19 protein-coding genes are annotated in these 23,650 nt (G+C 65.6%); 6 read left to right on the top strand and 13 right to left on the bottom strand.

The genetic code is table 11. The annotated features are described in order from the left end of the window. Position 1 precedes the first annotated feature (1 nt). The 4 genes from QM682_RS11265 to QM682_RS11250 all read left to right on the top strand — a co-directional run bounded on the left by QM682_RS11265 (position 2) and on the right by QM682_RS11250 (position 5,496). Positions 2-1,576: an aldehyde dehydrogenase (NADP(+)) gene (locus QM682_RS11265; RefSeq protein ID WP_415129754.1), complete on the top strand. Its 1,575-nt coding sequence runs from the start codon at positions 2-4 to the stop codon at positions 1,574-1,576. Then, a complete protein-coding gene (locus QM682_RS11260; protein ID WP_415129752.1) occupies positions 1,573-2,379 on the top strand; it encodes a shikimate dehydrogenase family protein in 807 nt (268 codons plus the stop codon). The genes QM682_RS11265 and QM682_RS11260 overlap by 4 nt, the downstream gene beginning before the upstream one ends. A gap of 21 nt (positions 2,380-2,400) precedes the next feature. After that, positions 2,401-3,537: a fumarylacetoacetate hydrolase family protein gene (locus QM682_RS11255; RefSeq protein WP_415129750.1), complete on the top strand. Its 1,137-nt coding sequence runs from the start codon at positions 2,401-2,403 to the stop codon at positions 3,535-3,537. Positions 3,538-4,116: 579 nt separating this feature from the next. Then, positions 4,117-5,496 (top strand): ammonium transporter, encoded by a 1,380-nt coding sequence (locus QM682_RS11250; protein ID WP_415129748.1) that lies wholly within the window; start codon positions 4,117-4,119, stop codon positions 5,494-5,496. Between the two features lie 268 nt (positions 5,497-5,764). On the opposite strand, the gene QM682_RS11245 is transcribed toward QM682_RS11250, so the two are convergent. From QM682_RS11245 to QM682_RS11220, 6 genes are all read right to left on the bottom strand, one after another. Further along, positions 5,765-6,808, bottom strand: coding sequence for a heme-dependent oxidative N-demethylase family protein (locus tag QM682_RS11245; RefSeq protein WP_415129746.1), 1,044 nt, complete (start codon positions 6,806-6,808; stop codon positions 5,765-5,767). 9 nt (positions 6,809-6,817) lie between these two features. After that, positions 6,818-7,765, bottom strand: coding sequence for a PDR/VanB family oxidoreductase (locus QM682_RS11240; protein WP_415129744.1), 948 nt, complete (start codon positions 7,763-7,765; stop codon positions 6,818-6,820). Then, a complete protein-coding gene (locus tag QM682_RS11235) occupies positions 7,762-8,364 on the bottom strand; it encodes a dimethylamine monooxygenase subunit DmmA family protein (RefSeq protein WP_415129742.1) in 603 nt (200 codons plus the stop codon). Before QM682_RS11235 ends, QM682_RS11240 begins: the two co-directional genes overlap by 4 nt. A 56-nt stretch (positions 8,365-8,420) precedes the next feature. Then, positions 8,421-9,557, bottom strand: a complete 1,137-nt coding sequence (locus QM682_RS11230; RefSeq protein WP_415129740.1) for an aminomethyltransferase family protein — start codon at positions 9,555-9,557, stop codon at positions 8,421-8,423. Between the two features lie 37 nt (positions 9,558-9,594). Continuing rightward, positions 9,595-11,967, bottom strand: coding sequence for a DUF1989 domain-containing protein (locus QM682_RS11225; RefSeq protein WP_415129738.1), 2,373 nt, complete (start codon positions 11,965-11,967; stop codon positions 9,595-9,597). Between the two features lie 71 nt (positions 11,968-12,038). Next, positions 12,039-13,382: an NAD(P)-binding domain-containing protein gene (locus QM682_RS11220; RefSeq protein WP_415129736.1), complete on the bottom strand. Its 1,344-nt coding sequence runs from the start codon at positions 13,380-13,382 to the stop codon at positions 12,039-12,041. A gap of 169 nt (positions 13,383-13,551) precedes the next feature. On the opposite strand from QM682_RS11220, the gene QM682_RS11215 reads away from it, so the two are divergent. Beyond that, a complete protein-coding gene (locus QM682_RS11215; protein WP_415129734.1) occupies positions 13,552-14,829 on the top strand; it encodes an ABC transporter substrate-binding protein in 1,278 nt (425 codons plus the stop codon). Here the strand turns inward: QM682_RS11215 and QM682_RS11210 are convergent. The 7 genes from QM682_RS11210 to QM682_RS11180 all read right to left on the bottom strand — a co-directional run bounded on the left by QM682_RS11210 (position 14,813) and on the right by QM682_RS11180 (position 22,537). After that, positions 14,813-15,538, bottom strand: a complete 726-nt coding sequence (locus tag QM682_RS11210; RefSeq protein WP_415129732.1) for a FadR/GntR family transcriptional regulator — start codon at positions 15,536-15,538, stop codon at positions 14,813-14,815. The genes QM682_RS11215 and QM682_RS11210 overlap by 17 nt on opposite strands. A gap of 100 nt (positions 15,539-15,638) precedes the next feature. Continuing rightward, the gene (purU, locus tag QM682_RS11205) at positions 15,639-16,523 is read right to left on the bottom strand and encodes a formyltetrahydrofolate deformylase (RefSeq protein WP_415126237.1); all 885 of its coding nucleotides are present in this window, start codon (positions 16,521-16,523) and stop codon (positions 15,639-15,641) included. A 123-nt stretch (positions 16,524-16,646) separates the two neighbouring features. Further along, positions 16,647-17,531: a bifunctional methylenetetrahydrofolate dehydrogenase/methenyltetrahydrofolate cyclohydrolase FolD gene (gene folD / locus QM682_RS11200; RefSeq protein ID WP_415129730.1), complete on the bottom strand. Its 885-nt coding sequence runs from the start codon at positions 17,529-17,531 to the stop codon at positions 16,647-16,649. Continuing rightward, on the bottom strand, positions 17,528-18,079 hold the full coding sequence (locus QM682_RS11195; protein ID WP_415129728.1) for a sarcosine oxidase subunit gamma: 552 nt from the start codon (positions 18,077-18,079) through the stop codon (positions 17,528-17,530). The genes folD and QM682_RS11195 overlap by 4 nt, the downstream gene beginning before the upstream one ends. Further along, positions 18,072-20,996: a sarcosine oxidase subunit alpha family protein gene (locus QM682_RS11190; RefSeq protein WP_415129726.1), complete on the bottom strand. Its 2,925-nt coding sequence runs from the start codon at positions 20,994-20,996 to the stop codon at positions 18,072-18,074. Before QM682_RS11190 ends, QM682_RS11195 begins: the two co-directional genes overlap by 8 nt. Then, a complete protein-coding gene (locus QM682_RS11185; RefSeq protein WP_415129724.1) occupies positions 20,993-21,277 on the bottom strand; it encodes a sarcosine oxidase subunit delta in 285 nt (94 codons plus the stop codon). Before QM682_RS11185 ends, QM682_RS11190 begins: the two co-directional genes overlap by 4 nt. A gap of 9 nt (positions 21,278-21,286) precedes the next feature. Continuing rightward, the gene (locus tag QM682_RS11180) at positions 21,287-22,537 is read right to left on the bottom strand and encodes a sarcosine oxidase subunit beta family protein (protein WP_415129722.1); all 1,251 of its coding nucleotides are present in this window, start codon (positions 22,535-22,537) and stop codon (positions 21,287-21,289) included. On the opposite strand from QM682_RS11180, the gene QM682_RS11175 reads away from it, so the two are divergent. Further along, positions 22,522-23,631: a GlxA family transcriptional regulator gene (locus QM682_RS11175; RefSeq protein WP_415129720.1), complete on the top strand. Its 1,110-nt coding sequence runs from the start codon at positions 22,522-22,524 to the stop codon at positions 23,629-23,631. The two genes, QM682_RS11180 and QM682_RS11175, sit on opposite strands and share 16 nt — an antisense overlap. Positions 23,632-23,650 lie beyond the last annotated feature (19 nt).

The following is a 23,650-nucleotide window of genomic DNA, read 5'->3' as shown; positions in this document are numbered from 1 at the left end:
GATGACATCGACCCTGACCGGCGCGCTGTTCATCGGCGCGGCCCGCCGCCCCGGCAGCCATGGCCAGATCCTGGCCACCGAGGCCGCGACCGGCGCGCGTATCCAGCCCGCTTTCGGCGGCGCCTCGCCCGCCGATCTGAACGATGCCTGCGCGCTGGCCGCCGCCGCCTTCGACGCCTTCCGCGCGCTGCCGCTGGAACGCCGCGCGCGGTTCCTTGAGGCTGTGGCGCAGAACATCCTCGACCTGGGCGATGAGCTGATCGAACGCGCCATGCAGGAAACCGGCCTGCCCCGCGCCCGCATCGAGGGCGAGCGCGGACGCACCACCGGCCAGTTGCGCCTGTTCGCGGGCGTGGTGCGCGACGGCGGCTTCCTCGACCTGCGCATCGACCCGGCCCAGCCCGACCGCCAGCCGCTGCCGCGCCCCGACCTGCGGCTGCGCAACGTGCCGCTGGGTCCGGTCGCGGTCTTCGGCGCATCGAACTTTCCGCTGGCTTTCTCGGTCGCGGGCGGGGATACGGCCTCGGCCTTCGCGGCGGGTTGCCCGGTGGTGGTCAAGGCGCATTCGGCCCATCCCGGCACCTCGGAACTGGTCGCCCGCGCGGTGGCGCAGGCCGTCGCCGGCTGCGGCCTGCCCGAGGGCGTCTTCTCGATGATCTTCGCCGAGGATCGCGGCGTCGCGCAGGCGCTGGTCGCCGATCCGCGTATCAAGGCGGTGGGCTTCACCGGCTCGCGCGCCGCCGGCACCGCCTTCATGGCGATCGCAGCCGCGCGCCCCGAACCGATCCCGGTCTATGCCGAGATGAGCAGCATCAACCCCGTCCTGCTTCTGCCCGCTGCCCTGGCCGCGCGGGGCGCACAGATCGGCACCGCCTTCGCCGCCTCGCTGACCATGGGCGCCGGGCAGTTCTGCACCAATCCCGGCCTGATCCTCGCCATCGAGGGCGCGGGTCTGGACGATTTCCTTGCCGCCGCGAGCAAGGCGATAACCGGGGCCGCCCCCGCGACCATGCTGACGCCCGGCATCCTTGCCGCCTATACGCGCTGCGCGGCGGCGCTGCGCGACCATCCGTCGGTTCAGACCGCCGCCACCGGCGCACCCGCCGATCTGAAGGCCAGCCCGGCGCTGTTCGTCACCGATGCGGCGACTTTCCTCGCCCGGCCCGAACTGCACGAGGAGGTCTTCGGTGCCGCCTCGCTAATCGTGTGCTGCCCCGACCTTGCCGCGATGACGGCGGTGATCGAGGCGCTGGAAGGCCAGTTGACCGCCGCGCTGCATATGGACGAGGCCGACCACGGCACGGCGCGCGGCCTGCTGCCGCTGCTGGAACGCAAGGCCGGGCGGATTCTGGTCAACGGTTTCGGCACCGGGGTCGAGGTCGCCCATGCGATGGTGCATGGCGGGCCTTTCCCCTCGACGGCGGACGGGCGTTCCACCTCGGTCGGCAGCCTGGCCATCGCCCGCTTCCTGCGCCCCGTCTGCTATCAGGATCTGCCGCAGGCGCTGCTGCCGCCGGAACTGCAAGGCGATGGCGCGGGCCTGCCCCACCGTCTGGACGGGAGGCCGGTGCTGTGAACACGCGCGATCTGACCGAAATTACCGGCAGGACCCGGGTTCTGGGCATCCTTGCCGACCCTATCGGCCATGTGAAGGCCCCGCCCGGCATCAACGCCATCGCCATCCGGCGCGGCCGCGACGCGGTGATGGTGCCCTTCCAGGTCGCGCCCGAGGATCTGGCCCGGTTCGCCGATGCGCTGCGCCGGCTGAAAAGTTATGACGGCGGCATCGTGACCGTGCCGCACAAGGGGGCCATGGCCGACATCTGCGACGCGATCACGCCACGTGCCCGGATGATGGGCGCCGTGAACGTGATCCGGCGCGAGGATGACGGGCGGCTGGTCGGCGATATGCTGGACGGCGCGGGCTTCATCGCCGGACTGGAATCGCAGGGCATCGCGGTCGCGGGCCGGCGCGTCTATCTGGTCGGCGCCGGCGGCGCGGCCAGCGCCATCGCCTTTGCCCTGGTCGAGGCGGGCGCGGCGCATCTGACGCTGGCCAATCGCACCGCCGCCAAGGCGCAAGAGCTTTGCGACCGCATCCGCGCGGCCTTTCCATCGGCCTCGGTCTCGGTCGGCGACGCGGACCCTGCGGGCCATGACATCGTGGTCAACGGCACTTCGCTGGGAATGCGGCCGGGCGATGCGATCCCGCTGGATGTCGCGGGACTGACCCCCGGCATGGTCGTGGCCGAGGTCATCATGGACCCCGAGATCACCCCGCTTCTGGCCGAGGCGCAGGCGCGCGGCTGTCGCATTCACCTGGGCAAGCCCATGCTGGAGCAGCAGCTTGAGCTGATGGCCGACTTCTTCAAGCTGTAGACGGGGATGGAAAGGCAAAACATGATCGACGACCCTTCCGGCCTGTGGCTCGGCCGCGTCTGGCTGCCCGAGGCAGCCGGCCCTGCCGTGGTCACGTTGCGAGACGGCCATCTGGTCGACGTGACCGCGCCCGGCGCAGCCACCGCCGCGGATATCTGCGAGATGGAAGAGCCCGCCGGCTGGCTGCGCACCGCACCCGGCCGGGTGCTGGGCCGGCTTGACGACATCGCGGCCGCGCCAGTCGGCGACATGTCCCGCATCCACCTGCTGGCGCCCTGCGACCTACAGGTCATCAAAGCCTGCGGCGTGACCTTCGCGCAATCCATGCTCGAACGCGTGATCGAGGAAAAGGCCGGCGGCGATCCCGCCCGCGCCCAGGCGATCCGCGGCCGTATTGCCGCCATCATCGGGGAATCGCTGCGCGATATCCGCGCCGGCTCACCCGAAGCGGCGGCAGTCAAGCAGGCGTTGATCGGCGAGGGCATGTGGTCGCAATACCTGGAGGTCGGGATCGGCCCCGACGCCGAGGTCTTCACCAAGGCCCCTGTCCTCAGCTCGGTGGGCGCGGGGGCCAAGATCGGCCTGCACCCGATCAGCCGCTGGAACAACCCCGAGCCCGAGGTGGTGCTGGCCGTCTCCGCTTGCGGACGCATCCTTGGCGCGGCGCTTGGCAATGACGTGAACCTGCGCGATGTCGAGGGACGTTCGGCACTGCTGTTGGGCAAGGCCAAGGACAACAATGCAAGCTGCGCCATCGGCCCGATGATCCGGCTGTTCGATGACGGGTTCTCGCTGAACGATGTGCGCCGGGCCGAACTGACGCTGACCGTCGAGGGCGAGGACGGCTATGTCCTGCATGGGCGTTCATCCATGGCGCAGATCAGCCGCGACCCCATGGATCTGGTCGCCCAGACCATCGGCGCCCATCACCAGTATCCCGACGGGTTCATGCTGTTCCTTGGCACCCTGTTCGCCCCGACAGAGGATCGCGATGTCAAGGGCGAAGGCTTCACCCACAAGCCGGGCGACCGCGTGACGATCTCATCCCCCGGACTTGGCCTGCTGACCAATACCGTGCGGCTGTCGACGGAATGCCCGCCCTGGAGCTTCGGCCTGCGCGACCTGATGCGCAATCTATCCAGCCGGAATCTGTTGTGACCACCAGGTTGAGAGCCAATGCCTCCAGATTGCAGGGCTTGTTCGGACTGATACCCGAAGCAAATGCCAATGGGGATATATCAGCCAGACGGCTGGGGCATCATGGCGTGACCAATACATAGAGCTTGTCGTAATTTTGCGCAAACAGGCGTTGGCCCCGCTCCGGGGCGGCGCTGTTTCGCAAATCAGCTGAGGACCGCAATTCCCCATCCTCCATATACATTTATCTCAGGGCCGCGGTGACCTGTATGCCGAGAGCAGTGAAGCGATTCATGGCCGGCGCGCGGGAAATGCTGGCGCTGAAAGGGGGTGATCAGGTCGGGTTCTGATCGGCGCGGCTGCGTCAGCCCCATGTTTCCCGGATCCATGTATGCGGGACAAGCCGGGGGCAGGGCTGGAAACGCCATCCCAGCCGCATGGGATGGCTTTCCGAAATGGCGCGAATTTATGCACTGACTGCACGAAAGCGCAAGATCTGCGACATTATAGCAAAACCACAAGTTTGACTGATAAGAAGTTTTGTTTCCTATGACGCAGGGGCATGATGGCGGCACCTGCCAATCCAACATGGGAAAGACAATGAAACCAAGATACCTGTTTCCATTGACCGCCGCTTTGGCGGCGCTGCCCTTCGCGGCGGCGGCACAAGAGGCCGAGGTCGTGCTTTCCGCGGGCGATACCGCCCTGGTGGCCACCTGCGCGCTGATCGTCATGCTGATGATGCTGCCCGGACTGGGGCTGTTCTATGCGGGCATGACCCGCAGCAAGAACGTGCTTTCGGTGCTGACGCAGATCTTTGCCTCGATCTCGTTGATCATCGTGCTGTGGGTGGCCGTCGGCTATTCGCTGTTCATCGACGGGACCGGCCCGTTCATCGGCGGTCTGGGCAAGATCTTCCTTTCCGGCGTGACCACCGACAGCCTTACATCTACGATCCCCGAGTATATGTATGTGCTGTTCATGGGGATGTTTGCGGCAATCACGCCCCCGATCATCGTTGGCGCCTTTGCCGAACGGATGAAATTTTCCGCTGTGCTGCTGTTCATGGGCATCTGGTTCATGATCAACTATGTGCCCATGGCGCATATGGCCTGGGGCGGCGGCTGGGTGTTCAATGTGGGCGTGCTGGACTTTGCCGGTGGCAACGTCGTCCACCTGAACGCGGGCATGGCGGCGCTGGTCTGCGCCTTGGTGCTGGGCCCACGCAAGGGCTGGGGCACGACGATGATGGCACCCCACAACATGACCATGACCTATACCGGCGGTGCGATGCTGTGGGTGGGCTGGCTGGCCTTCTGCGGCGGCTGTGCGCTGGCGGCCAACGGCTTCTCGTCGCTTCTGATGCTGAACACCTTCCTTGGCGGGGCGGCGGGCGCGCTTGGCTGGATGGTGACGGAATGGATCCATCGGGGCAAGGCCAGCACCTTCGGCCTGCTGTCGGGCGTCATCGCGGGCCTTGTCGCCATCACCCCTGCCTGCGGTTTCGTCGGGCCGGCCGGTGCGATTGCGGTCGGTTTCCTGGCCGCCCCGGTCTGCCTGTTCGCGGTCGAGGTGGTGAAGCCGAAACTGGGCTATGACGACAGCTTTGACGTGTTCGGTGTGCATGGCGTGGGCGCCGTGATCGGCGGCATCCTGACGGTGGTTTTCGCCGCGCCCCTGCTGGGCGGCATGGGCTATCCCGAGGGGCGCGGCATGATGGGCCAGATGATACCGCAGTTGGCGATCATGGGCTTCAGCATCCTGTATTCGGTCGCCACCACCTGGATCACCCTGATGATCGTCAAGGCCGTGCTGGGCCTGCGCGTGGACGAAGAGGCCGAATATGAAGGGCTCGACATCTCGTCGCATGGCGAGGCGGGCTATCGGTTCAGCGACGGGGTGTTCAGCGGTTCGGCGCTGCATTCGGCGGCCGAGGGCCATGCCCCGGCTTTGGCCACGGCACGGCTGAACAACGCCTGAGGATCAGGGCGCGGGTGGCCAGCCGCCCGCGTCGCCTGCGAAAGGGTCGGGCCGCAACCTGCGGCAAGGTCTGGCGGGGAAATGAAGGTGGTGGATGCGGCATATCCCCGATCCGGTTCCAGCGGATCGCGATGATGGCCGCACCCCCTTGGCCCCGACGCCGCGCCCATGGCGACGCCGGGACACCATCCGCCGGATGGCAGGTCCGACGGATGGGCACAGGGGCCGGCGCAATTCCCTGCGCCGGCCCTTGTTGCTTTGCGCCCCGTCAGTCGTCGGGGAAAATCCCGGCCGAGGTCGGCGCGCCATCGTCGAACCGCGACAGGTAATCGACGATCAGGGGCCGGTTCACCGAGAACCCCTTGTAATCGGCCAACTCGTCCGGCAGGTCGCGCAGCACCCGGTGCAGACGGCGCCCCCATTTCGGCACCGTCACCAGATCCTCCAGCGACAGAAGATAGCAGCGGATCGGAAAGGCGATGGCGTTCGAGCGGGGCAACCGCCAAAGGGTCTGCAACTCCACCCGCAGATACTGTTTCGCGCCGACGTTTTCGGCGGTCAGCGTGCGCTTTTCCGGCCCCCATTTGTGATAGTTCTCGGGGCTGGTATCCAGACGCGGATTGACCGTCATCGTCCAGTTCAGCCGCCGCACCGGCGCGCCCTGTTGCAGGTTCAACAGGAATTTCAACGCGCGCTGGAACACGCCCAGTTCGTGCGCCTTTGGCACCGGGGCGTGCCATTCAAAGAAGTTCATGCCGATGTCGAAGTCGAGGCTCCAATCCGCCTGGGCCGTGACCATGCCTGCATCCATCCAAAGGTTGCCCTCGCGCTGATCCAGCAGCGCATGGTCGCCCTGGGTCTGGCGGGTGATGTATTCCATCGGCCCGCAAGGCAGGGTGGTCGCATCCAGAAACGTGAACCGCTGGTCGATGTTCAGCGGCCGGTTGATCCAGTGCCAGTGGTCGCCGTCACGGTGCAGGGTGAACAGATCCGGGTAATCCTCGGCCTTCGAGGTCATCACCAGTTCCAGAAAATCCCAGCCCGCCAGTTCCATATGCGGCAGCGACTGGCAGCGCAGCGGATCGTCGCGCAGCGTGATGTCGCGGTCGCGCATTTCGCTGACATAATGTTCGTCGACATCGAAACGGTGCTGGAACACCGACCCGGCAGCGCCCCGGCGGTGCGGCTCGATATTGACCGAATACATGTAGCTGTCCTGATCGAACGGGAACGGGAACCGCCGCACGGCCTTGGCCGAGTTGTGGAAAGTATAGTCGTCGCGAAAGGTTTCGTCGTTGAACCGGATGGTCATCTTGGCCCCCTAGCGGTCGATGGTCAGGTCGTCGCCCTGAAAGCGTGAAACGCAGGGCATGATCTTCTGCTGCCCGGCCTTTTCGGCATCGGTCAGCCAATGGTCGTGATGTTCGATCCGGCCCTTGCAGGACAGGACAGCCGTTTCGCATTGGCCGCAGGCCCCGCCCCGGCACAGCCAGGGGGCCTCGACCTGGGCCTCTTCCATCGCCTCCAGCAGGCTTTGGTGCGGGCCGACGGTGATGGTCTTGCCCGACAGCGCCAGCGTCACCTCAAAGGCCGCCCCGGGCGGCGGCGACAAAAATGCCTCGGCATGCAGGGCATCGCGCGGCCAGCCCAGACGGGCGGCGGTGGCGGCGACGGCGGTGATCAGCCCTTCGGGTCCGCAGGTATAGACATGGGTTCCAAGCGGCTGGCCCGACAGCACCGCGCCGATATTCAGCCGGTTGCCCTCGTCCGAGATATGGATGTGAACCTGCGGCAGATCGGGCAGCAGGCGCAGGCCCGCCGCCTCGGCCCGGCTGCGGGCGGAATAGTGCAGTTCAAACGGCAGTTGCAGGCGTTGCAACTGGCGGATCTGGGCGGCAAAGGGCGTGATGCCGATACCGCCCGCGATCAGCACATGCCTGCGCGCGCGCAGGTCCAGCGAAAACAGGTTGACCGGCGCGCCCACCCGCAGCAGATCGCCCGCAGCCACCCGCCCGTGCATGAAGCGCGAGCCGCCCCGGCCCGCATCTTCGCGCCGGACGGCGATTTCATAGCCTGACCCGTCCATCGGGTCGGATATGAGCGAATAGGCATTGCGCCGCAGCGTTCCGCCGTCGGGCATTTCCACCACCACATGCGCTCCGCCCGAAAACAGCGGCAATGCCCCGCCCTCGGGGCATTCAAGGCGAAACCGGCTGACCAGGGGCGACAGTGGCGTGACCTCGGCCACGCGCAGCATCCGGGCGGTCATGGCCTGATCTCCTGTGCCGGGGGAATGACGCCGGGGGTTTCGGCATCTATGCAAACCCCCTGAAAGGCCGCCAGACGGCGCGAGTAATGGTCGCGCACGAACAGCACCAGCCCGCAATGCGAGCAAATGAAGGGGTCGGTGGTGACGCCCTCTGTCATGCCCTTGCAATGGACGCATTGCATCCGCCGCGCGATCGAGCCGCGATGTTCGGACTGGATGGCGCCGGGCGGCAGGCCCGCCGCCATGGCCTCGGCCATGGCCTGACCGATCAGCCCTTCGGTTCCGGCCAGATATAGCGTGGTGCCCATATGTGCATCCAGCAGGGCCTTACGGAATCGTTCCAGCACGGCCGGAAAGCTGGGGCTTTCGTGATATATCCGGGGCGACAGCGCCCGCAGCCGCGCCCCGTGGCCGGTGCCGGCGGGGATGAACATCAGATGCGCCCGGTCCATGACCGAAGCATCGCGGGCCACAAGGTCGATGATCGCCTCTGCCCCTTCGGCCTCGGCCAGCATGATGGCGGGGACCGAGCCCTGCGAGACAAGCCCAGGATAGACCGGACGGGACAGGATCGAGGCTGAGAATTGGGTTCCTGGCATGGCATTTCCCTTGTCTCGGCGGGGCGACGCCGATGCCGCCCCCTGCCGGTTGCGTGTCAGCCCTTGGCGGTGCGGATCTTCTTTTCCGGGTCCAGGAAGGGCATGGGCGAGGTCACGGCGGCGATGTCCCCGTGTTCTGCGCAACTCACCACCAGAGCGGTGCCCGCATTGGCGCAATCGACCGGCAGGCGCGCGATGGCGACCGTCCAGCCGTTCACTGGCGAATGCATGGCCTGGGTCACGACGCCCACCTGCACACCGTCACGCAGGACCGGCGCACCATTGCCGGGGGCCTTGTCGCCCTCCAGCTTCAGGCCCCAGATCTTGAAGCGTTCACGGCCCTTCAGGCGGTAATGTTCCTCGGCGCCGCGAAAGCCGACCTTGCCGGGCGACACGGTGAAATCAAGGCCCAGCTCCCACAGCGTATCGCCGCAAGGCTCATCCTCGAACGGATAGATTTCGGAATTGTCATAGGGAAAGAACAGCAGATAGCTTTCGGTCCGCAGCAGGTCCAGCGTCGTGAACCGGCAGGGGATGATCCCCATCTCGGCGCCCTCGGCCAGAATGCGGTCCCAGATCATCGGCGCATCCTGCCCGCGGACGAACAGCTCATACCCGCGCTCGCCGGTGTATCCGGTGCGGGTGATCATCGCAGGCACCCCGAAAAGCGAGGTTTGCAGGATGCCGAAATAGGCCAGATCGCGAATGCCCGGCACATATTTCGCCAGATAATCCACCGCCAGCGGCCCTTGCAGCGACAGATCATGCAGGTTGTCGTCAAAGCGGACCGACACATCCCGGCCCGCCGCCGCCATGGTCAGTTGTTCAAAGCCCTGGCCCGAACCATGCACCACCAGAAATGCGTTCGGCGCGGTGCGATAAATCACGCAGTCATCGACGAACTTGCCCGCGTCGTTCAGCATGCAGGCATAGACGGCCCGGCCCGGCATCAGCCTTTCAACGTTGCGGGTCGTGGCGCGGTCGATCACATGGCTGGCGCCGGGGCCGGTGATGTGAACCTTTTTCAGGCCCGACACATCCATCAGCCCGGCCTTGGTGCGGATCGCGGTATATTCCGCCATCGGGTCGGCATCATAGCTCCAGGCCGTGCCCATGCCCGACCAGTCTTCGAGGTTTGATCCAAGCGCGCGGTGGCGGCTGGCGAGTGCTGAAAATCTCCACGATGCGGTCATCATCTGTCTCCCTGTTCCTGTTCGCGTGGTGCCCTGGTCACGACCGGGGGCGTTCCTTCTGCGGGTCGTAATGCGGAAAGGGGGAAACCCTTGCCGCGAAGCGTTTGGAATGGCCGTCCAGACGGCCGACCTCGACCGGGGTGCCGGGGGCGGCATGGGCCACATCGATGCGAGCCAGCGCGATCAACCGGCCGGTGCGGGGGCTGCGCATGGCCGAACAGACCTCGCCCACCTGGGCGCGCCCGATGCGGATGCAGTCGCCGTGGCCGATGGCATCCTGTCCCTCGACCTCCAGCCCGACGAACTTGCGCGAAGGGTGCTCCTTGCGGCGGATCAGCGCCTCGCGCCCGACGAAATCGGCCGACTTCGACTTCAGCGGGACTGTAAAGCCAATGCCGGCCTCGAACGGGTCGGTCTGGTCGGAGAAATCATGGCCTGCAAAGACAAGGCCGGATTCGATCCGGCACAGGTCCAGTCCCGCAAGGCCCATGGGCCGGATCCCCAGCGGCCTGCCGGCCTGCCAGGCCGCGCGGAACACCGCGTCACCGTCCTTGGGGTGGCAGAAGACCTCGTATCCCAATTCTCCGGTATAGCCAGTGCGCGACAGCACGACCGGCACTCCGGTCGGGCCACCGATCCGGCCCACGGTGAACCGGAACCAGCCGATATCGCCCGCAACAGGCTGATGCGGGGCGGTCCAGACGATCCGGCTGACCAGATCACGTGATTTCGGGCCCTGTATCGCCAGATTGTGCAGTTGGTCGGTGGAGCTGCGGATCATGACGTTCAGGCCCAGACGCGCGGCCTCTTCGCGCATCCAGACGCCGCCTTCGTCGGACCCGCCGATCCAGCGGAAGTTCTGCGCGCCAAGGCGGAACAGCGTGCCGTCGTCGATCATGCCGCCATGGGGATGGCACATGGCGGAATAGACCACCTGTCCCTGACCCAACTTCGATACGTCGCGGGTCAGCACCCAGTTCAGCAGAGCTTCGGCATCCGGCCCCGTCACTTCGAACTTGCGCAGCGCCGACAGATCCATGACCACGACGCCCTGCCTTGCGGCCCAATAGCTTTCGACCGGATCGCAATCGGGAAAGGAATTGGGCAGCCAGAAGCCTTTGTAATCCACGAAATCGCGGGTCAGTTCGGCAAAGTTCGGGTGAAAGGCGCTTTCGCGGGTCATGATCGGTTCCGCATCAAGGGTTGCGCGCCAGGCCGAGGCACGGCGGAAGGTTTCCGTCGCGGCATAGCTGCGAACGTGAATATCGGTCAGATGCCAGCCGTTCGCGGCACTGGTGTCATCCGGGCAGGAGGAGTTCACGCAGACCAGATCGGTCAGCGCCCGCATCAGGACGAAATCGCCCGGTCGGCTCCATGGCTCATCAGCGACCATGACGCCGTGGGCATCGATTGCCGTGTTGAAGAAGAGGTTCGCGGCCATCCAGCCCGCGCGTGGCGCGATGCCGTATTCGGCCAGCGCCCCGTTGAAGTTGTCGGTGCAGTTGACATGGCCGGGATAGCCGATGTCGTCATAATATTTCGCCGAACAGGCCAGACCGAAGGCATCGTGACGGCCACAGGTGTCCTGCACCACCTCGACCAGCGGCGTCATGTCGTGGTCATAGTATTTGGAATGCAGGCCGGGAATGGGATAGGCATGGCCCATCAGGCTGCGCGTGGTGGTCACGTCCAGTGGAAGCGCGACGCCGCGATCCACCTTGCGGGCGTCGAAGCACTGGAAATCGGTGCACTGGCGGCCATCGACATCAATGATCTGGATGTATTCGCCCGCGCGCACGACATAGGCTTCGGCGGTGGCCGAGGCCACCCGCAGATCCAGGACGGGATCGGCCAGCGGTTCGGGCATGGCAAATCCTGCGCGCGCGCGCGCAGCGGCGCGGGTGATGGTCAGCGTCAGCGGCGTCGCGGTGTCCTGCGCGCCGGGATCCATCGGTGCGGCGGGCGCGGCGGCGATCAGCCAACCCTCGCCCTGCGCGACAAAGCTTACCGCAGCGCCCGCGCCTGTATCCGCGCCAAACAGGCCGATGCTGCGCGCGCCGTCCAGTCGGATGCCCAGCCGTTCCAGCCGCAACCGCAGCCCGCGCAGGCTGGCATCGCCCCGCGTCAGCAGGTCGCGCAATCCATCGGCCGGACCATCCGCTTGTCCGCCCAGAAGCCCGCAATCCAGCCGCCCGTCGGGATGAGCCGCCAGCAGCTCGGCGCGCTGGCCACCTTCGTCATTGCGGATCTCGATCCGGTCGCCGGGGCGGATCTGCACGGCCAGCGCACCGGCGCCCGGCAGGCTGTGCCTTTCAGTCCGGGGGCCTTGGCGAAACACCATGGGCCGCCCTGCGACCGAAGCGCGGGGAGGGCCGGGACGAAAGATCGTCTCTGGGGGCGGTGTCAGCATCGGCGCGTCCTGAAATCGGGGAAAAGTGGGGGGCCTTCAGCCCCCGAATGTGTCTCAGGGAAAGGATCGGCTCAGTTGGCCAGATAGGATTCCATGCTGTCGTCAAGCGCATCCTTCCATGGCGTGTGGTGAACGGGTGCCATGGTTCCGGTGATGACCGACCGATAACTGTGATTGCGGAAGGCCATGATATCCTTGGACTTGTGCTTCTTCCATTCGTGGAAGGCCGCGCAGGCGCCATCGACATCGAAGCTGGGATAGTCGGTTTCCGCGATCAGTTCCTTGACGTAATCGCCCTGATACCTGATCGCGTATTTCACATCGTCCGACGCCTCTTCGCGGGCCTCGCGCTCCGACACGTCGGCTATCAGCGCCTGTTTGTCGGCGGGCACCCCGATCCGGCCAAGGATGATGTCGCGCACATACCATGCCTGGGCGTCGAACATGTTGAAGGTGAACCACTGGTCCTGCATGCCCAGATAGAACATCTTCGGATTGTGGACATAGACTACACCTTTATACAGATCCGCCGTCGCCAGCCGGTTTGCGGTTTTCAGCCGCAGGTCATCGGGCAGAAACGGGAAATAGTGCTTGTAGCCGGTGCAAAGGATGATCGCATCGATATGTTTCGACGACCCGTCCTTGAAGAAGGCGGTCTTGCCCTCGACCCCGACCAACCCCTGCTTTTCTTCCCAGTTGTCGGGCCATGCAAAGCCCATGGGGGCCGAACGATAGCACGAGGTGACCGATTTCGCCCCGTATTTCCAGCATTGCGAACCGATGTCCTCGGCCGAATAGGAAGAGCCGACGACCAGCACATCCAGCCCCTCGAACTCGCGCGCATCGCGGAAGTCGTGGGCGTGGACGATACGGCCGAAATAGTGCTCGAACCCCGGATATTCCGGCACGTTCGGGCTGGAGAAATGGCCCGAGGCCACGATCACATGGTCGAAACGTTCCTTGTAGACATGATCGTTTTCCATGTCGTGCACGGTGACGGTGAAGTCGTCGGCATCGCGGTCAAAATCGACCCAGCGGATGACCGAGTTGAAGCGGATCCAGTCCCGGACCCCGGCCTTCAGGACCCGCCCCTCGATATAGTCGACCATCACGGCGCGCGGCGGATAACTGGCGATCTGCTTGCCGAAATGTTCCTCAAAGGAATAGTCGGCGAACTCCAGCCCCTCTTTCGGGCCATTGGTCCACAGATAGCGATACATCGAGCAATGGACCGGCTCGCCATTCACGTCCACGCCGGTGCGCCAAGTATAGTTCCACAGGCCCCCCCAGTTCGACTGCTTCTCGAAACAGACGATCTCGGGGATATCGGCACCTTTCTGGGCAGCGGACTGAAAGGCCCTTAGCTGGGCAAGACCCGAGGGGCCTGCACCGATGATGGCAATGCGCTTCTTCATGTGTTGCTCCCTGCTGTCCGGCATGAACCAGTTTTCCAAAGCGGTTCTTTCGGTATGAACCATGCGGAGCATCCGGTATACTTTTGGTCAACAAATTTTCTTCTGTGGAATGCCGGCCTTCTGTTTTTTCCGCGTTTCGAACCGGAAATTTGGGGCTATAGCTGAAAACATGCGCACAACGTCACTTGCCCAGCAGCTTGCGGTCACTGGTTCCTTGCCAAAACTGGGCGCGAGGAATCGCGCGCCGGTCAGGATCGGCTTTCTGACGCCGCTGTCGGGCGATCAGGAATACTGGGGCAGGACGGGGCTGGACGGGGCGCGGCTGTGGGTCGACTGGATCAACGATCGCGGCGGAATGCTGATCGCGGGCAAGCGTCACCGGGTCGAGGTTGTGGCCCATGACAGTGCCGCGGGCGCCGATGCGGTTCTGGACGCCGCGCAAGAGATGGTGAACCACGACCGGGTAAAGCTGATCCTGACGCTGGGTGGCGACGGTTTTGCGCCGGCCCTGCCATGGCTGATGGCGCGCCGGGCGCTGGTGGCGACGCTGCTGCCCTCGGACCTGTCACCCGACACTCCCTATATGATCGCGCCGGCCGAGGTTCATCCGCTGTTCAACGTGACCGGCGTGGACTGGCTGGCTCGCACCCGGCCCCGCGCGCGGCGCGTGGCGCTGTGCAGCCAGACCGACCTTCTGGGCCTGCCGTCGCTTGCCGTCTACCGCGCGGCGTTCGAGGTGGCGGACCGCCAGATCCTGCGCGAGATCCGCTATGCACCGGGCGAGGCCGATGTCGATGCGATGGTTGCCGCGATGCTGGCGGATGCGCCCGATCTGCTGTGCTGGTGCAGCTCGCCCCCGCCGATGATCCAGGCCCTGACCGAGGCCGCCTTCCGGCAGGGATTCACCGGACAGATCCTTTCCTGCACCGCCGACGACTACCCCCGGATGATCGCCCGCACCTCGCCCGCCTTCATGGAGGGTTATACGTTCCAGTTCCCGGATTTCGACGATCCCGAACTGGCCGACACGGCCTTCTTCTTCAACCGGCCGAAAGCCTTCTTTGACAGCTATAACGCGCGCTTTCCGGGGCAGTGGTCGGCCGTCAGCTGGGAATATGCCTCGATCCTCGACCTGTGGCAGAACGCCGTTGAAAGCGCAGACACGACCGAGCCTGTCACCGTGCTGGCCGCGATGAAGCGTGGTCAGCAGATGGAACATGCCTTTGGCCCAGCCCGCTGGTGGGGCACGGGCATCTTTGGCATCGATAACGCGCTGGTGGGCGACTGGCCGGTGGTCACCATCTGCGACGGGCGGGCGCGGATCGCCGAGTTCGGATCGGTTCCCGATTGGCTGGCCCGCAATGAAGCACTGCTGGAACGCCACATGGCCGCACTAGGCCAGATGTGGCATCAGCGCATGCGCCCCGGCTTCAATCTTCCTGCATGAGCAGCTTCTGATCCTCGATCAGCGCAAGCTTCATGAACTCGGTCGCTTCTTCGATGTCGCGGGCGGCGATGGCGTTGAACAGGGCGTTATAGGCGCGCTGATAGGCGGCGATCCGGCTGGGGGTCAGATGACGGCGATACATCGCCGCGCGGAAAGACTGCCGCCGGGCGTCGATCACCAGGTTGTAGCACGCGATCAGCAGCGGGTTGGCGGTGCCGGCGGCAAGCTGGCGGTGGAACTCTTCCTCCAGCCGAACGAAGTCATTGGCGTCGGTCTGCACCGTCTCCATCCGCGACAGGATCTCGCCCAGGGCATCGATGGCGCGGGGCGGCATGGTGATGATGGCAAGGCGAACCATTTCCGGCTCGATGATGCCGCGCACCACCTGCAATTGCAGCGGCCCCGTCTCGGCGGCAACCGGGGCCAACGAGGTGCTTTCGCCCAAAGGATCATAGGTGACGAACGAGCCGGACCCCGCGCGGCGTCGGATCAGGCCGCGTTCCTCCAGCCGGTCCAGCGCGTCGCGCACCGTATTGCGGGCAACCCCCAGATCCTGCGCAAGCTGGCGCTCCGACGGCAGGCGCTCGTCCACCGCATATTCCTGCGACACGATGCGCGTCGTCAGCGTATCGATCACATGCTGGACAGTGGCGCCAAAGACGGGTGAGCCCAGGGCAGCGGCGGCAAGGCGACGGGGCGGGGTCGACACAGAGCGGGGCCTTCCTTCATTCCGGCCCGAAACGGGATCGGGCCGTGGGGCAGGATAGCCCGGCGGAAGGGTTCTGTTCCAGCCCCGGCTTCTTCTTCGCTCAGCCCATTCTTTCGCTGGCATGGCTTCCTGGCGATGCGGGGAAGATGACGGTCTTGTTTCCGTTGAGGAAAGCCCGGCGGTGGATATGGGCGTGGATGGCACGGGCCAGCACCTGGCTTTCCACGTCGCGGCCCAGGCTGACGTAATCCTCGGGCGATTGCGCATGGGTCACGCGGATGGTGTCCTGCTCGATGATCGGGCCTTCGTCCAGATCGGCGGTGACATAATGGCTGGTCGCGCCGATCAGCTTCACGCCGCGCTCATAGGCCTGCTTATAGGGGTTGGCGCCCTTGAAGCTCGGCAGGAACGAGTGGTGGATGTTGATGATCCGCCCCGACATCCGGCGACACATCTGGTCCGAGAGCACCTGCATATAGCGCGCCAGGACGATCAGCTCGGCCCCGGTCTCCTCGACCAATGCCATGATGCGGGCCTCGGCCTCGGGCTTGTTGTCCCTGGTGACCTTGATGCAATGGAAGGGAATGTCGTGATTCACCACCACCTTCTGATAGTCCATGTGATTGCTGATCACCGCCACGATGTCGATCGGCAGCGCCCCGATCCGCCAGCGATACAGCAGGTCGTTCAGGCAATGACCGAAGCGGCTGACCATGATCACCACCTTCATCTTCTCGGCCTCGTCATGGATGGCATAATCCATGCTGAACTCGGACGCCGCCTCGGCCAGGCCCGCGCGCAGCGCCTCGACCCCGACCCCCGTTTCGGCCAGGAAGCTGACGCGCATGAAAAAGCGGCCTGTCTCGGTATCGTCGAACTGGCTGGAATCGGTGATGTTGCAGCCCTGCCGGGCCAGATAGGTCGAGATCGCCGCCACGATCCCGCGGGTCGAGGGGCAGGTGACGGTCAGGCAGTATTTGGTCATCAGGCGCTCCACTGCGGGCCAGGGCCCATGCTTCTTTCTTGTGCAAATATCCTGGGGGGAAGGTTTTCCCGACCCCATTGAGGGGTCGGAAAAACCTGGGGGGCAAAGCCCCCCGGCCCCGGTTCAGCCAGGCCATGCAGGATCGGGCAGGCCGCTGATCCGGCAGCAAGCGGTCAGCGTATTGGCCAGAAGGCAGGCGATGGTCATCGGCCCGACGCCCCCCGGCACCGGGGTGATGGCGCCGGCGACCTGGACGGCCGCCTCGAAGTCCACATCCCCCACGAGCCGGCTTCTGCCTCCCTCCACGATGCGGTTGATGCCCACGTCGATCACCGTGGCGCCGGGCTTGATCCAATCCCCCCGGATCATCCCTGGCCTGCCCACGGCCGCGACCAGGATATCGGCGCCGCGGCAGATCGCCGCAAGATCGCGCGAGCGCGAATGGGCGACGGTCACCGTGCAATTCTCGGCCAAGAGCAATTGCGCCATCGGCTTGCCCACGATGTTGGAGCGCCCCACGACCACCGCGTTCTGCCCAGACAGGTCGCCCAGCCGGTCCCTGAGCATCATCACGCACCCCAGCGGCGTGCAGGGCACCATCGCCTTCTGCCCCGTCCCGAGCCGGCCCACATTGCCGATGGTGAAGCCGTCAACATCCTTTTCCGGCGCGATGGCGTTGATCACCGCCTCGGCGTCCAGATGCGCCGGCAGCGGCAGTTGCACCAGGATCCCATGCACCGCCGGATCCGCGTTCAGCCCCCCGATCAGCGACAGCAGCACCTCCTGCGAGGTCTCGGCCGGAAGCTTGTGCTCGAAACTCGCCATCCCCGCCTCGCGCGTCTGGATGCCCTTGTTGCGCACATAGACACCCGAAGCCGGATCCTCACCCACCAGAACAACCGCCAAGCCGGGAACAAGGCCATGCCTGTCCTTCAGGCAGGCGACATGATCCGCGACCCGGATGCGAATATTCGATGAAAACGCCTTGCCGTCGATGATCGCGGTCATGTGGTCACCTCCTGCCGTTGGGCGGCCTCGACCAGCGCGTGCCAGATGGTGCCGGCGGCCGTGCGCATCCCAAGCACGGTCAGCCGGGTTTCAGCACGGCGGATAACAAAGACGCTCATGTGATGAAGGCCCGTTCGGGTGGCCGATCCGGGGGCGAAGCGGCCGGCGTCCAGGTTGACCAGCTTTTCCAGCAGGGCGACCAGGGCGGGGGCGGGGCCCTCGATCTCGAAGGCGACAAAACCGTCGGTCTGTTCGGTGACCGAAAGGCCGGAGTCGCAGATCAGCGCCGCCACGTCCTGATCGGCGCGGCCGGGGAATTCGACCATCCATTGATCGGGGCCGGTCCAGAAGGCGCTGATGCCCTTGCCCGCCGCCCAACCGCCGGGGCCGGGCAGCGACAACAGGCCCAGGTCGGGCGCCGTCGCCCCGCGCCGCAGCGCCAGTGAGGCCAGGCCAAGGCCCGCGTTTTCGGTCAGGGTCAGCGCACCGATGCGGCGGCTTTGCGGGGCGGTGCCGCCAAGGGCGCAGATCGGGGTCAGTTCAGGCACGGACACGTCCTCCCTCGGGGTCGACGAAATGGGCCGGGACGACGCGCAGCCGCACGCTTTGGCCTTGCAGGGGGTTGGCGGCGACGATGGTTTCGCCCATCCGCTTATCGCCGTTTTCCAGGAAGCCAAGGCCGATGGCGCGGCCGACATGCGGGCTGAAACAGGCCGAGGTGATCCAGCCCTGATCGGTCCAGGTGCTTTGCGCCGCGCCTTCGGTGAACAGGTGCGAGCCCGCCACCACCGGGTCGGCGGCATCGACGGGTTGCAGCCCGACCAGCCGGCGGGCGTCGGCCATCAACCCCTCGCGCCGCGACATCACCGCGCCGATCGAGTCCTTTTTCGTGCTGACCATGCGGCCCATGCCCAGCATCTGCGCCGAGGTCTGGCCGTTCAGTTCGTTGCCGGCGGCATGGCCCTTTTCGATGCGCATGACGCCAAGCGCCTCGGTGCCATAGGGCGTGGCGCCCAGGTCCAGGCCCGCCTCGACCAGCCGCGCCATCAGCGCATGACCATAGCGTGCGGGCACCGCGATCTCATATGCCAGTTCGCCCGAGAAGCTGATGCGGAAAAGCCGTGCCCGCAGCCCGCCGCAGACGGTCAGTCCCGCGCAGGCCATGAAGGGAAACGCCTCGTTCGAGAGGTCGAACCCGTCCACCACCCGCTCCAGCAGCTTGCGGGCATTCGGGCCGGCGACGGAAATCTGCGCCCAGGCGTCGGTGGTCGAGATCAGTTGCACATCCAGTTCCGGCCAAAGGCACTGGCGGCAGAACTCCATGTGGCGATAGACGGCGCCCGCATTGGCGGTAGTGGTGGTGACGACATACTGCGTTTCCCCCAGCCGGGCGCAGGTGCCGTCGTCCCAGGCAAAGCCGTCCTCGCGCAGCATCAACCCATAGCGGACCATGCCGACCTTGAGCGATTTCATCGCATTGGCATAGATCCGGTCCAGGAATTCGCCTGCATCCGCGCCCTGCACGTCGATCTTGCCCAGCGTGGTCACGTCGCAGATGCCGACGCCGGCGCGGGTAGCCAGGACCTCGCGGTCCACGGTCTCGCGCCAGGTGGTTTCACCCGGACGCGGGAAATATTGCGCCCGCATCCACTGGCCGACCTCGACGAAAACCGCGCCCTGCGCCTTGGCCCATTCATGCGTGGGGGTCAGGCGGCGGGGACGGAAGTGTTCGCCGGTATCGCCGCCGCCCAGCACGGACAGCGCGACCGGCGTATAGGGCGGGCGAAAGATCGTGGTGCCGGTCTCGGCCATGCCTTGCCCGGTCAGTTCCGCCATCACCCCGATGGCGGTGACATTCGCGGTCTTGCCCTGGTCGGTGGCCATGCCGAGCGTGGTCCAGCGCTTCAGATGCTCGACCGGGCGCATGTTTTCCTGATGCGCCAGCTTGATGTCCTTGACGGTGACATCGTTCTGGAAATCGACCCAGGCGCGGGACTTGCCGGGAACGTGCCAAAGCGGCGAAAGGTTCATCGCGCTGTCCTCGGCCTGCGGCAGATCCGGCGGATGCGCGGTCATGCCCAGATCCGACAGCGCCGCGACGGCGGCCTCTGCGCCCGATGCCAGCGCCTGCGCGGTGCTGCCCTGGCCGGCCGCCGCGCCCGCCGGGACCAGCCCGGCCGGGCCGCCGGGACCGGCGAGAAAGGCTTGCAGCCCCGGATCCCAGACCGGCCGGCCGCGATGGTGCGAGGCGATCTGGATATTCGGGTTCCAGCCGCCCGAGACGCCAAGCGCGCCGCAATCCAGCCATTCGCTTTGGCCATTCGCGGTGACTTCGATCCGGGTCAGGCCCAGCCGGCCGCGCGTGCCGGTGACCTGGCCCGAGATGGTGCGGTAATCCGTGCGCGGCGTTTCGCCGCGCGCGTCGATGACGGCGGCGATCTCGACGCCCTTGGCCAGCAGGTCGCGGGCGGTGCGGTGGCCGTCGTCATTGTTGGTAAAGATCGCCACGCGCCGCGCCGGGCTGACCGCCCAGCGGTTGGCATAGGCCCGCATCGCGCCCGATAGCATCACGCCGGGGCGGTCGTTGTCGGCAAAGGGGATGTGGCGTTCCGTCGCGCCGGTGGCGAGGATCGCGCGTTTCGCGGTGATGCGCCACAGCGTCTGGCGCACGCGCTTGCCCGGCGTGGCGAGATGGTCCGAGACGCGCTCGACCGCGCCATAGACGCCATGGTCGAAGGCGCCCCAGACGGTGGTGCGGCGCATGACGCGCAGGTTGGGCAGGGCGGCGAATTCGGCCTCAAGCGCCGCGATCCATTCGGTGGCCGGACGGTCCAGCGGATCGCGCTCGGCCAGCAACCGGCCGCCCAGGCGAAAGTCCTCATCGGCCAGGATCACACGGGCACCGGCGCGGGCGGCGGTCAGCGCGGCGGCAAGCCCCGCCGCGCCGGCGCCGATCACCAGCAGATCGCAATGCAGGAAACCCGCGTCATAGGCATCGGGGTCCGCTTGCATCGACAGGCTGCCAAGCCCCGCCGCGCGGCGGATCGCCGGCTCATACAGCTTTTCCCAGAACGCCTTGGGCCACATGAAGGTCTTGTAATAGAACCCCGCCGCGAAAAAGGGCGACAGCAGGTCGTTCACGGCCAGCAGGTCGAAGCTTAGCGGCCCAAGGTGGTTCTGGCTGCGGGCCATCAGCCCGTCGAACAGCTCGATGACCGTGGCGCGGGTGTTCGGCTCTTGCCGGGCGCCGCTGCGCAGTTCCACCAGGGCGTTGGGCTCTTCGGAGCCAGAAGTGAACACGCCGCGCGGGCGGTGATATTTGAAGCTGCGGCCCATCAGCCGCACATTGTTGGCCAAGAGCGCCGAGGCCAGCGTGTCGCCGTCATGCCCGGTATAGCTGCGCCCGTCGAACTGGAAATCCAGGCTGCGGTCGCGGTCGATCAGGCCGCCGGAAAGACGGGTCATGCCGCACCGCCCTTCAGCTTGACGTTACGCGCAAGCTCCGCGCCAAGAATTTCATGGGTCAGCGTGTCGCGGGTCACGACCAGCCAGCTACGGTCGCCCTGTTCGTGGAACCAAAGCTCGCGGTGCAGCCCGGCCGGATTGTCGCGCAGGTGGACATATTCATGGAACCGCGTCGCCGCGCCCTCGGCCATGCCGTCGGGGCGGTCCAGCAGGGCGGCATCGCCCAGATAGGTGAACTCGGACGCATCGCGCAGGCCAAGAAGGGGATGGGGGATCAACATGTCGGGGCCTTAATGCAGGTTGGGCGTCGCGCCCACGCCTTTTTCGTCGATGGGATAGCCGCGCTCGAACCTGTCCAGGCGCATCAGGCGGGCGGTGTCATGCGGGGTGTCGGTGGCCAGCAGATGGGCGAAGGCATAGCCCGAGGCCGGCGTGGCCTTGAAGCCGCCATAGCACCAGCCCGCGTTCAGATAGAGGCCCCGCACCGGGGTCTTGTCGATGATCGGCGTGCCGTCCATCGACATGTCCATGATGCCGCCCCAGACCCGCAACAGCCGCGCCCGGCCGATCATCGGCATCAGGGCCATGCCGCCCTGGGCCACATCCTCGATCACCGCCATGTTGCCGCGCTGCGCATACGAGTTGTAGCCGTCGATATCGCCGCCAAAGACCAGCCCGCCCTTGTCGGATTGGCTGACGTAGAAATGCCCGGCGCCGAAGGTGATCACGCCGTCGATGACGGGCTTCAACCCCTCGCTGACGAAGGCTTGCAGCACATGGCTTTCGATCGGCATCCGCATCCCGGCCATGGCCATGACCCGGCCGGTCGAGCCCGCCACCGCCACGCCGACCTTGCCCGCGGCGATATAACCGCGCGAGGTCTCGACGCCGCGTAGCGCGCCGTTTTCGATGCGAAAGCCGGTGACTTCGCAGTTCTGGATCAGGTCCACCCCGGCAAGATCGGCCCCGCGCGCATAGCCCCAGGCCACGCCGTCATGGCGCGCGGTTCCCGCCCGGCGCTGCAACAGCCCGCCCTTGACCGGAAAGCGCGCATTGTCGAAGTTCAGGAACGGCGCCATCGCCCGGACCTGTTCCTGGTCCAGCAGTTCCGCATCCGCCCCCGCCAGCAGCATCGCGTTGCCGCGCCGCCGATAGGCATCGCGCTGACCATCGGTATGGATCAGGTTCAAAATCCCGCGCTGGCTGACCATGGCGTTGAAGTTGAACTCCTGCTCAAGCCCCTCCCACAGCTTCATAGAAAACTCGTAGAAGGGTTCGTTTCCCGGCAGCAGATAGTTCGAGCGGATGATCGTCGTGTTCCGCCCGATATTGCCCGAACCCAGCCAGCCCTTTTCCAGCACCGCGATCCGCGCCTGCCGGAAGGCGGTGGAAAGATAATAGGCCGTCGCCAGCCCATGCCCCCCGCCGCCCACGATCACATAATCATAGGCGGGTTGCGGTTCGGCGTCGCGCCACAGCGGTTTCCAGCCCGTATGGCCCCGAAAAGCCTCGGAGATGACTTTAAGTGCTGAGAAACGCATGTGCGACCCCGTGCGAAAACGACCTCGCCAAAATAGGGTCGATAGCAGCGGCATACTTTATCCAGGACAGACACTTTCTTATCTTGTTGCGCCACCCCTGCCGATTTATGATGAAGGCCATGGAGATCGGTTTTTTATTGCTGCCCGGTTATGCGCTGATGTCGCTGGCCTCGGCGGTCGAGCCTTTGCGTGCCGCCAACCAGCTTGCCGGATCCGAGCTTTATCGGCTGCGCTACTTTGCCGCCGAAGAAAGGTTCGTTCCATCCTCTGCCGGGGGTGGCTTTAGTTGTGCGGCATTGCGTGATGCGCCTTTGACTCTGGATTTGTTGTTCACCGTCGCGGGTGGCAATCCGTTGCAACAGGACGATCCAGAGGTGGCGCGTCACCTGCGCCAGCTTGCACGGCACGGGGTCAAGCTGGGCGGCATCTCGGGCGGGTCGGCGGTGCTTGCACGATATGGGCTGATGGGGGGACGGCGTTTCACCGTCCATTGGCTGCATATCGAGGAGTTGGAGGAGCTTCTTCCAGACCTGCTGATCGAGCGTGCGCTTTATGTTATCGACCGCGACCGCTATACCTGTGCCGGGGGCGTCTCGTCCTTTGATATGATGTGTGCCCTGATCGCCACGCGACAGGGCGCCGCTTTCGCCCGCGAGGTGGGGGACTGGTTCATCCATTCCCGCGTCCGCACCGCAAGCGAGCCGCAGCAACTGGATCCAGCCAGACGCTACAACCTGCACCACCCTATACTTGAGGCGGCAGTGCGCTTGATGAGCTCGCATGTCGCGGATCCGCTGTCCCCCGAACAGCTTGCCGAGCTTTCCGGGTGTAGCCTGCGGCAGCTACAGCGACGCTTTTCCGGCCATTTCGGTTTGTCCATCATGGAGTTCTACCGAAGGCTGAGGCTGGAAAAGGCGGATGAACTTCTGCTCCATTCCGCGCTTGCGATAGCCGAGATCAGCGGGATGACCGGATTTTCCACCGTCCAGCATTTCAGCCGATGTTTTGCGCAAGCCTTCGGTGTGCCGCCGGGGCAGCGCAGGCTGCAAGGGCTGGGGGCACCCGGATCGGGCGTCAGCGACAGGCGCGCATAGTGCCCGCCCATCGCAGGTG

This window comes from Paracoccus sp. (in: a-proteobacteria), from assembly GCF_047605025.1.
GTDB lineage: Bacteria > Pseudomonadota > Alphaproteobacteria > Rhodobacterales > Rhodobacteraceae > Paracoccus.
Note: the sequence above shows the minus strand (reverse complement) of the source record. Positions and strands in the feature narration are given on the sequence as shown.

Bases quoted from the DNA above. Each gene is read 5' to 3' on its own strand.
- QM682_RS11265 (WP_415129754.1), top strand. From the start codon at position 2: ATGACATCGACCCTGACCGGCGCGCTGTTCATCGGCGCGGCCCGCCGC.
- QM682_RS11255 (WP_415129750.1), top strand. From the start codon at position 2,401: ATGATCGACGACCCTTCCGGCCTGTGGCTCGGCCGCGTCTGGCTGCCC.
- QM682_RS11250 (WP_415129748.1), top strand. From the start codon at position 4,117: ATGAAACCAAGATACCTGTTTCCATTGACCGCCGCTTTGGCGGCGCTG.
- QM682_RS11245 (WP_415129746.1), bottom strand. From the start codon at position 6,808: ATGACCATCCGGTTCAACGACGAAACCTTTCGCGACGACTATACTTTC.
- QM682_RS11240 (WP_415129744.1), bottom strand. From the start codon at position 7,765: ATGACCGCCCGGATGCTGCGCGTGGCCGAGGTCACGCCACTGTCGCCC.
- QM682_RS11235 (WP_415129742.1), bottom strand. From the start codon at position 8,364: ATGCCAGGAACCCAATTCTCAGCCTCGATCCTGTCCCGTCCGGTCTAT.
- QM682_RS11230 (WP_415129740.1), bottom strand. From the start codon at position 9,557: ATGACCGCATCGTGGAGATTTTCAGCACTCGCCAGCCGCCACCGCGCG.
- QM682_RS11225 (WP_415129738.1), bottom strand. From the start codon at position 11,967: ATGCTGACACCGCCCCCAGAGACGATCTTTCGTCCCGGCCCTCCCCGC.
- QM682_RS11220 (WP_415129736.1), bottom strand. From the start codon at position 13,382: ATGAAGAAGCGCATTGCCATCATCGGTGCAGGCCCCTCGGGTCTTGCC.
- QM682_RS11215 (WP_415129734.1), top strand. From the start codon at position 13,552: ATGCGCACAACGTCACTTGCCCAGCAGCTTGCGGTCACTGGTTCCTTG.
- purU (WP_415126237.1), bottom strand. From the start codon at position 16,523: ATGACCAAATACTGCCTGACCGTCACCTGCCCCTCGACCCGCGGGATC.
- folD (WP_415129730.1), bottom strand. From the start codon at position 17,531: ATGACCGCGATCATCGACGGCAAGGCGTTTTCATCGAATATTCGCATC.
- QM682_RS11190 (WP_415129726.1), bottom strand. From the start codon at position 20,996: ATGACCCGTCTTTCCGGCGGCCTGATCGACCGCGACCGCAGCCTGGAT.
- QM682_RS11185 (WP_415129724.1), bottom strand. From the start codon at position 21,277: ATGTTGATCCCCCATCCCCTTCTTGGCCTGCGCGATGCGTCCGAGTTC.
- QM682_RS11180 (WP_415129722.1), bottom strand. From the start codon at position 22,537: ATGCGTTTCTCAGCACTTAAAGTCATCTCCGAGGCTTTTCGGGGCCAT.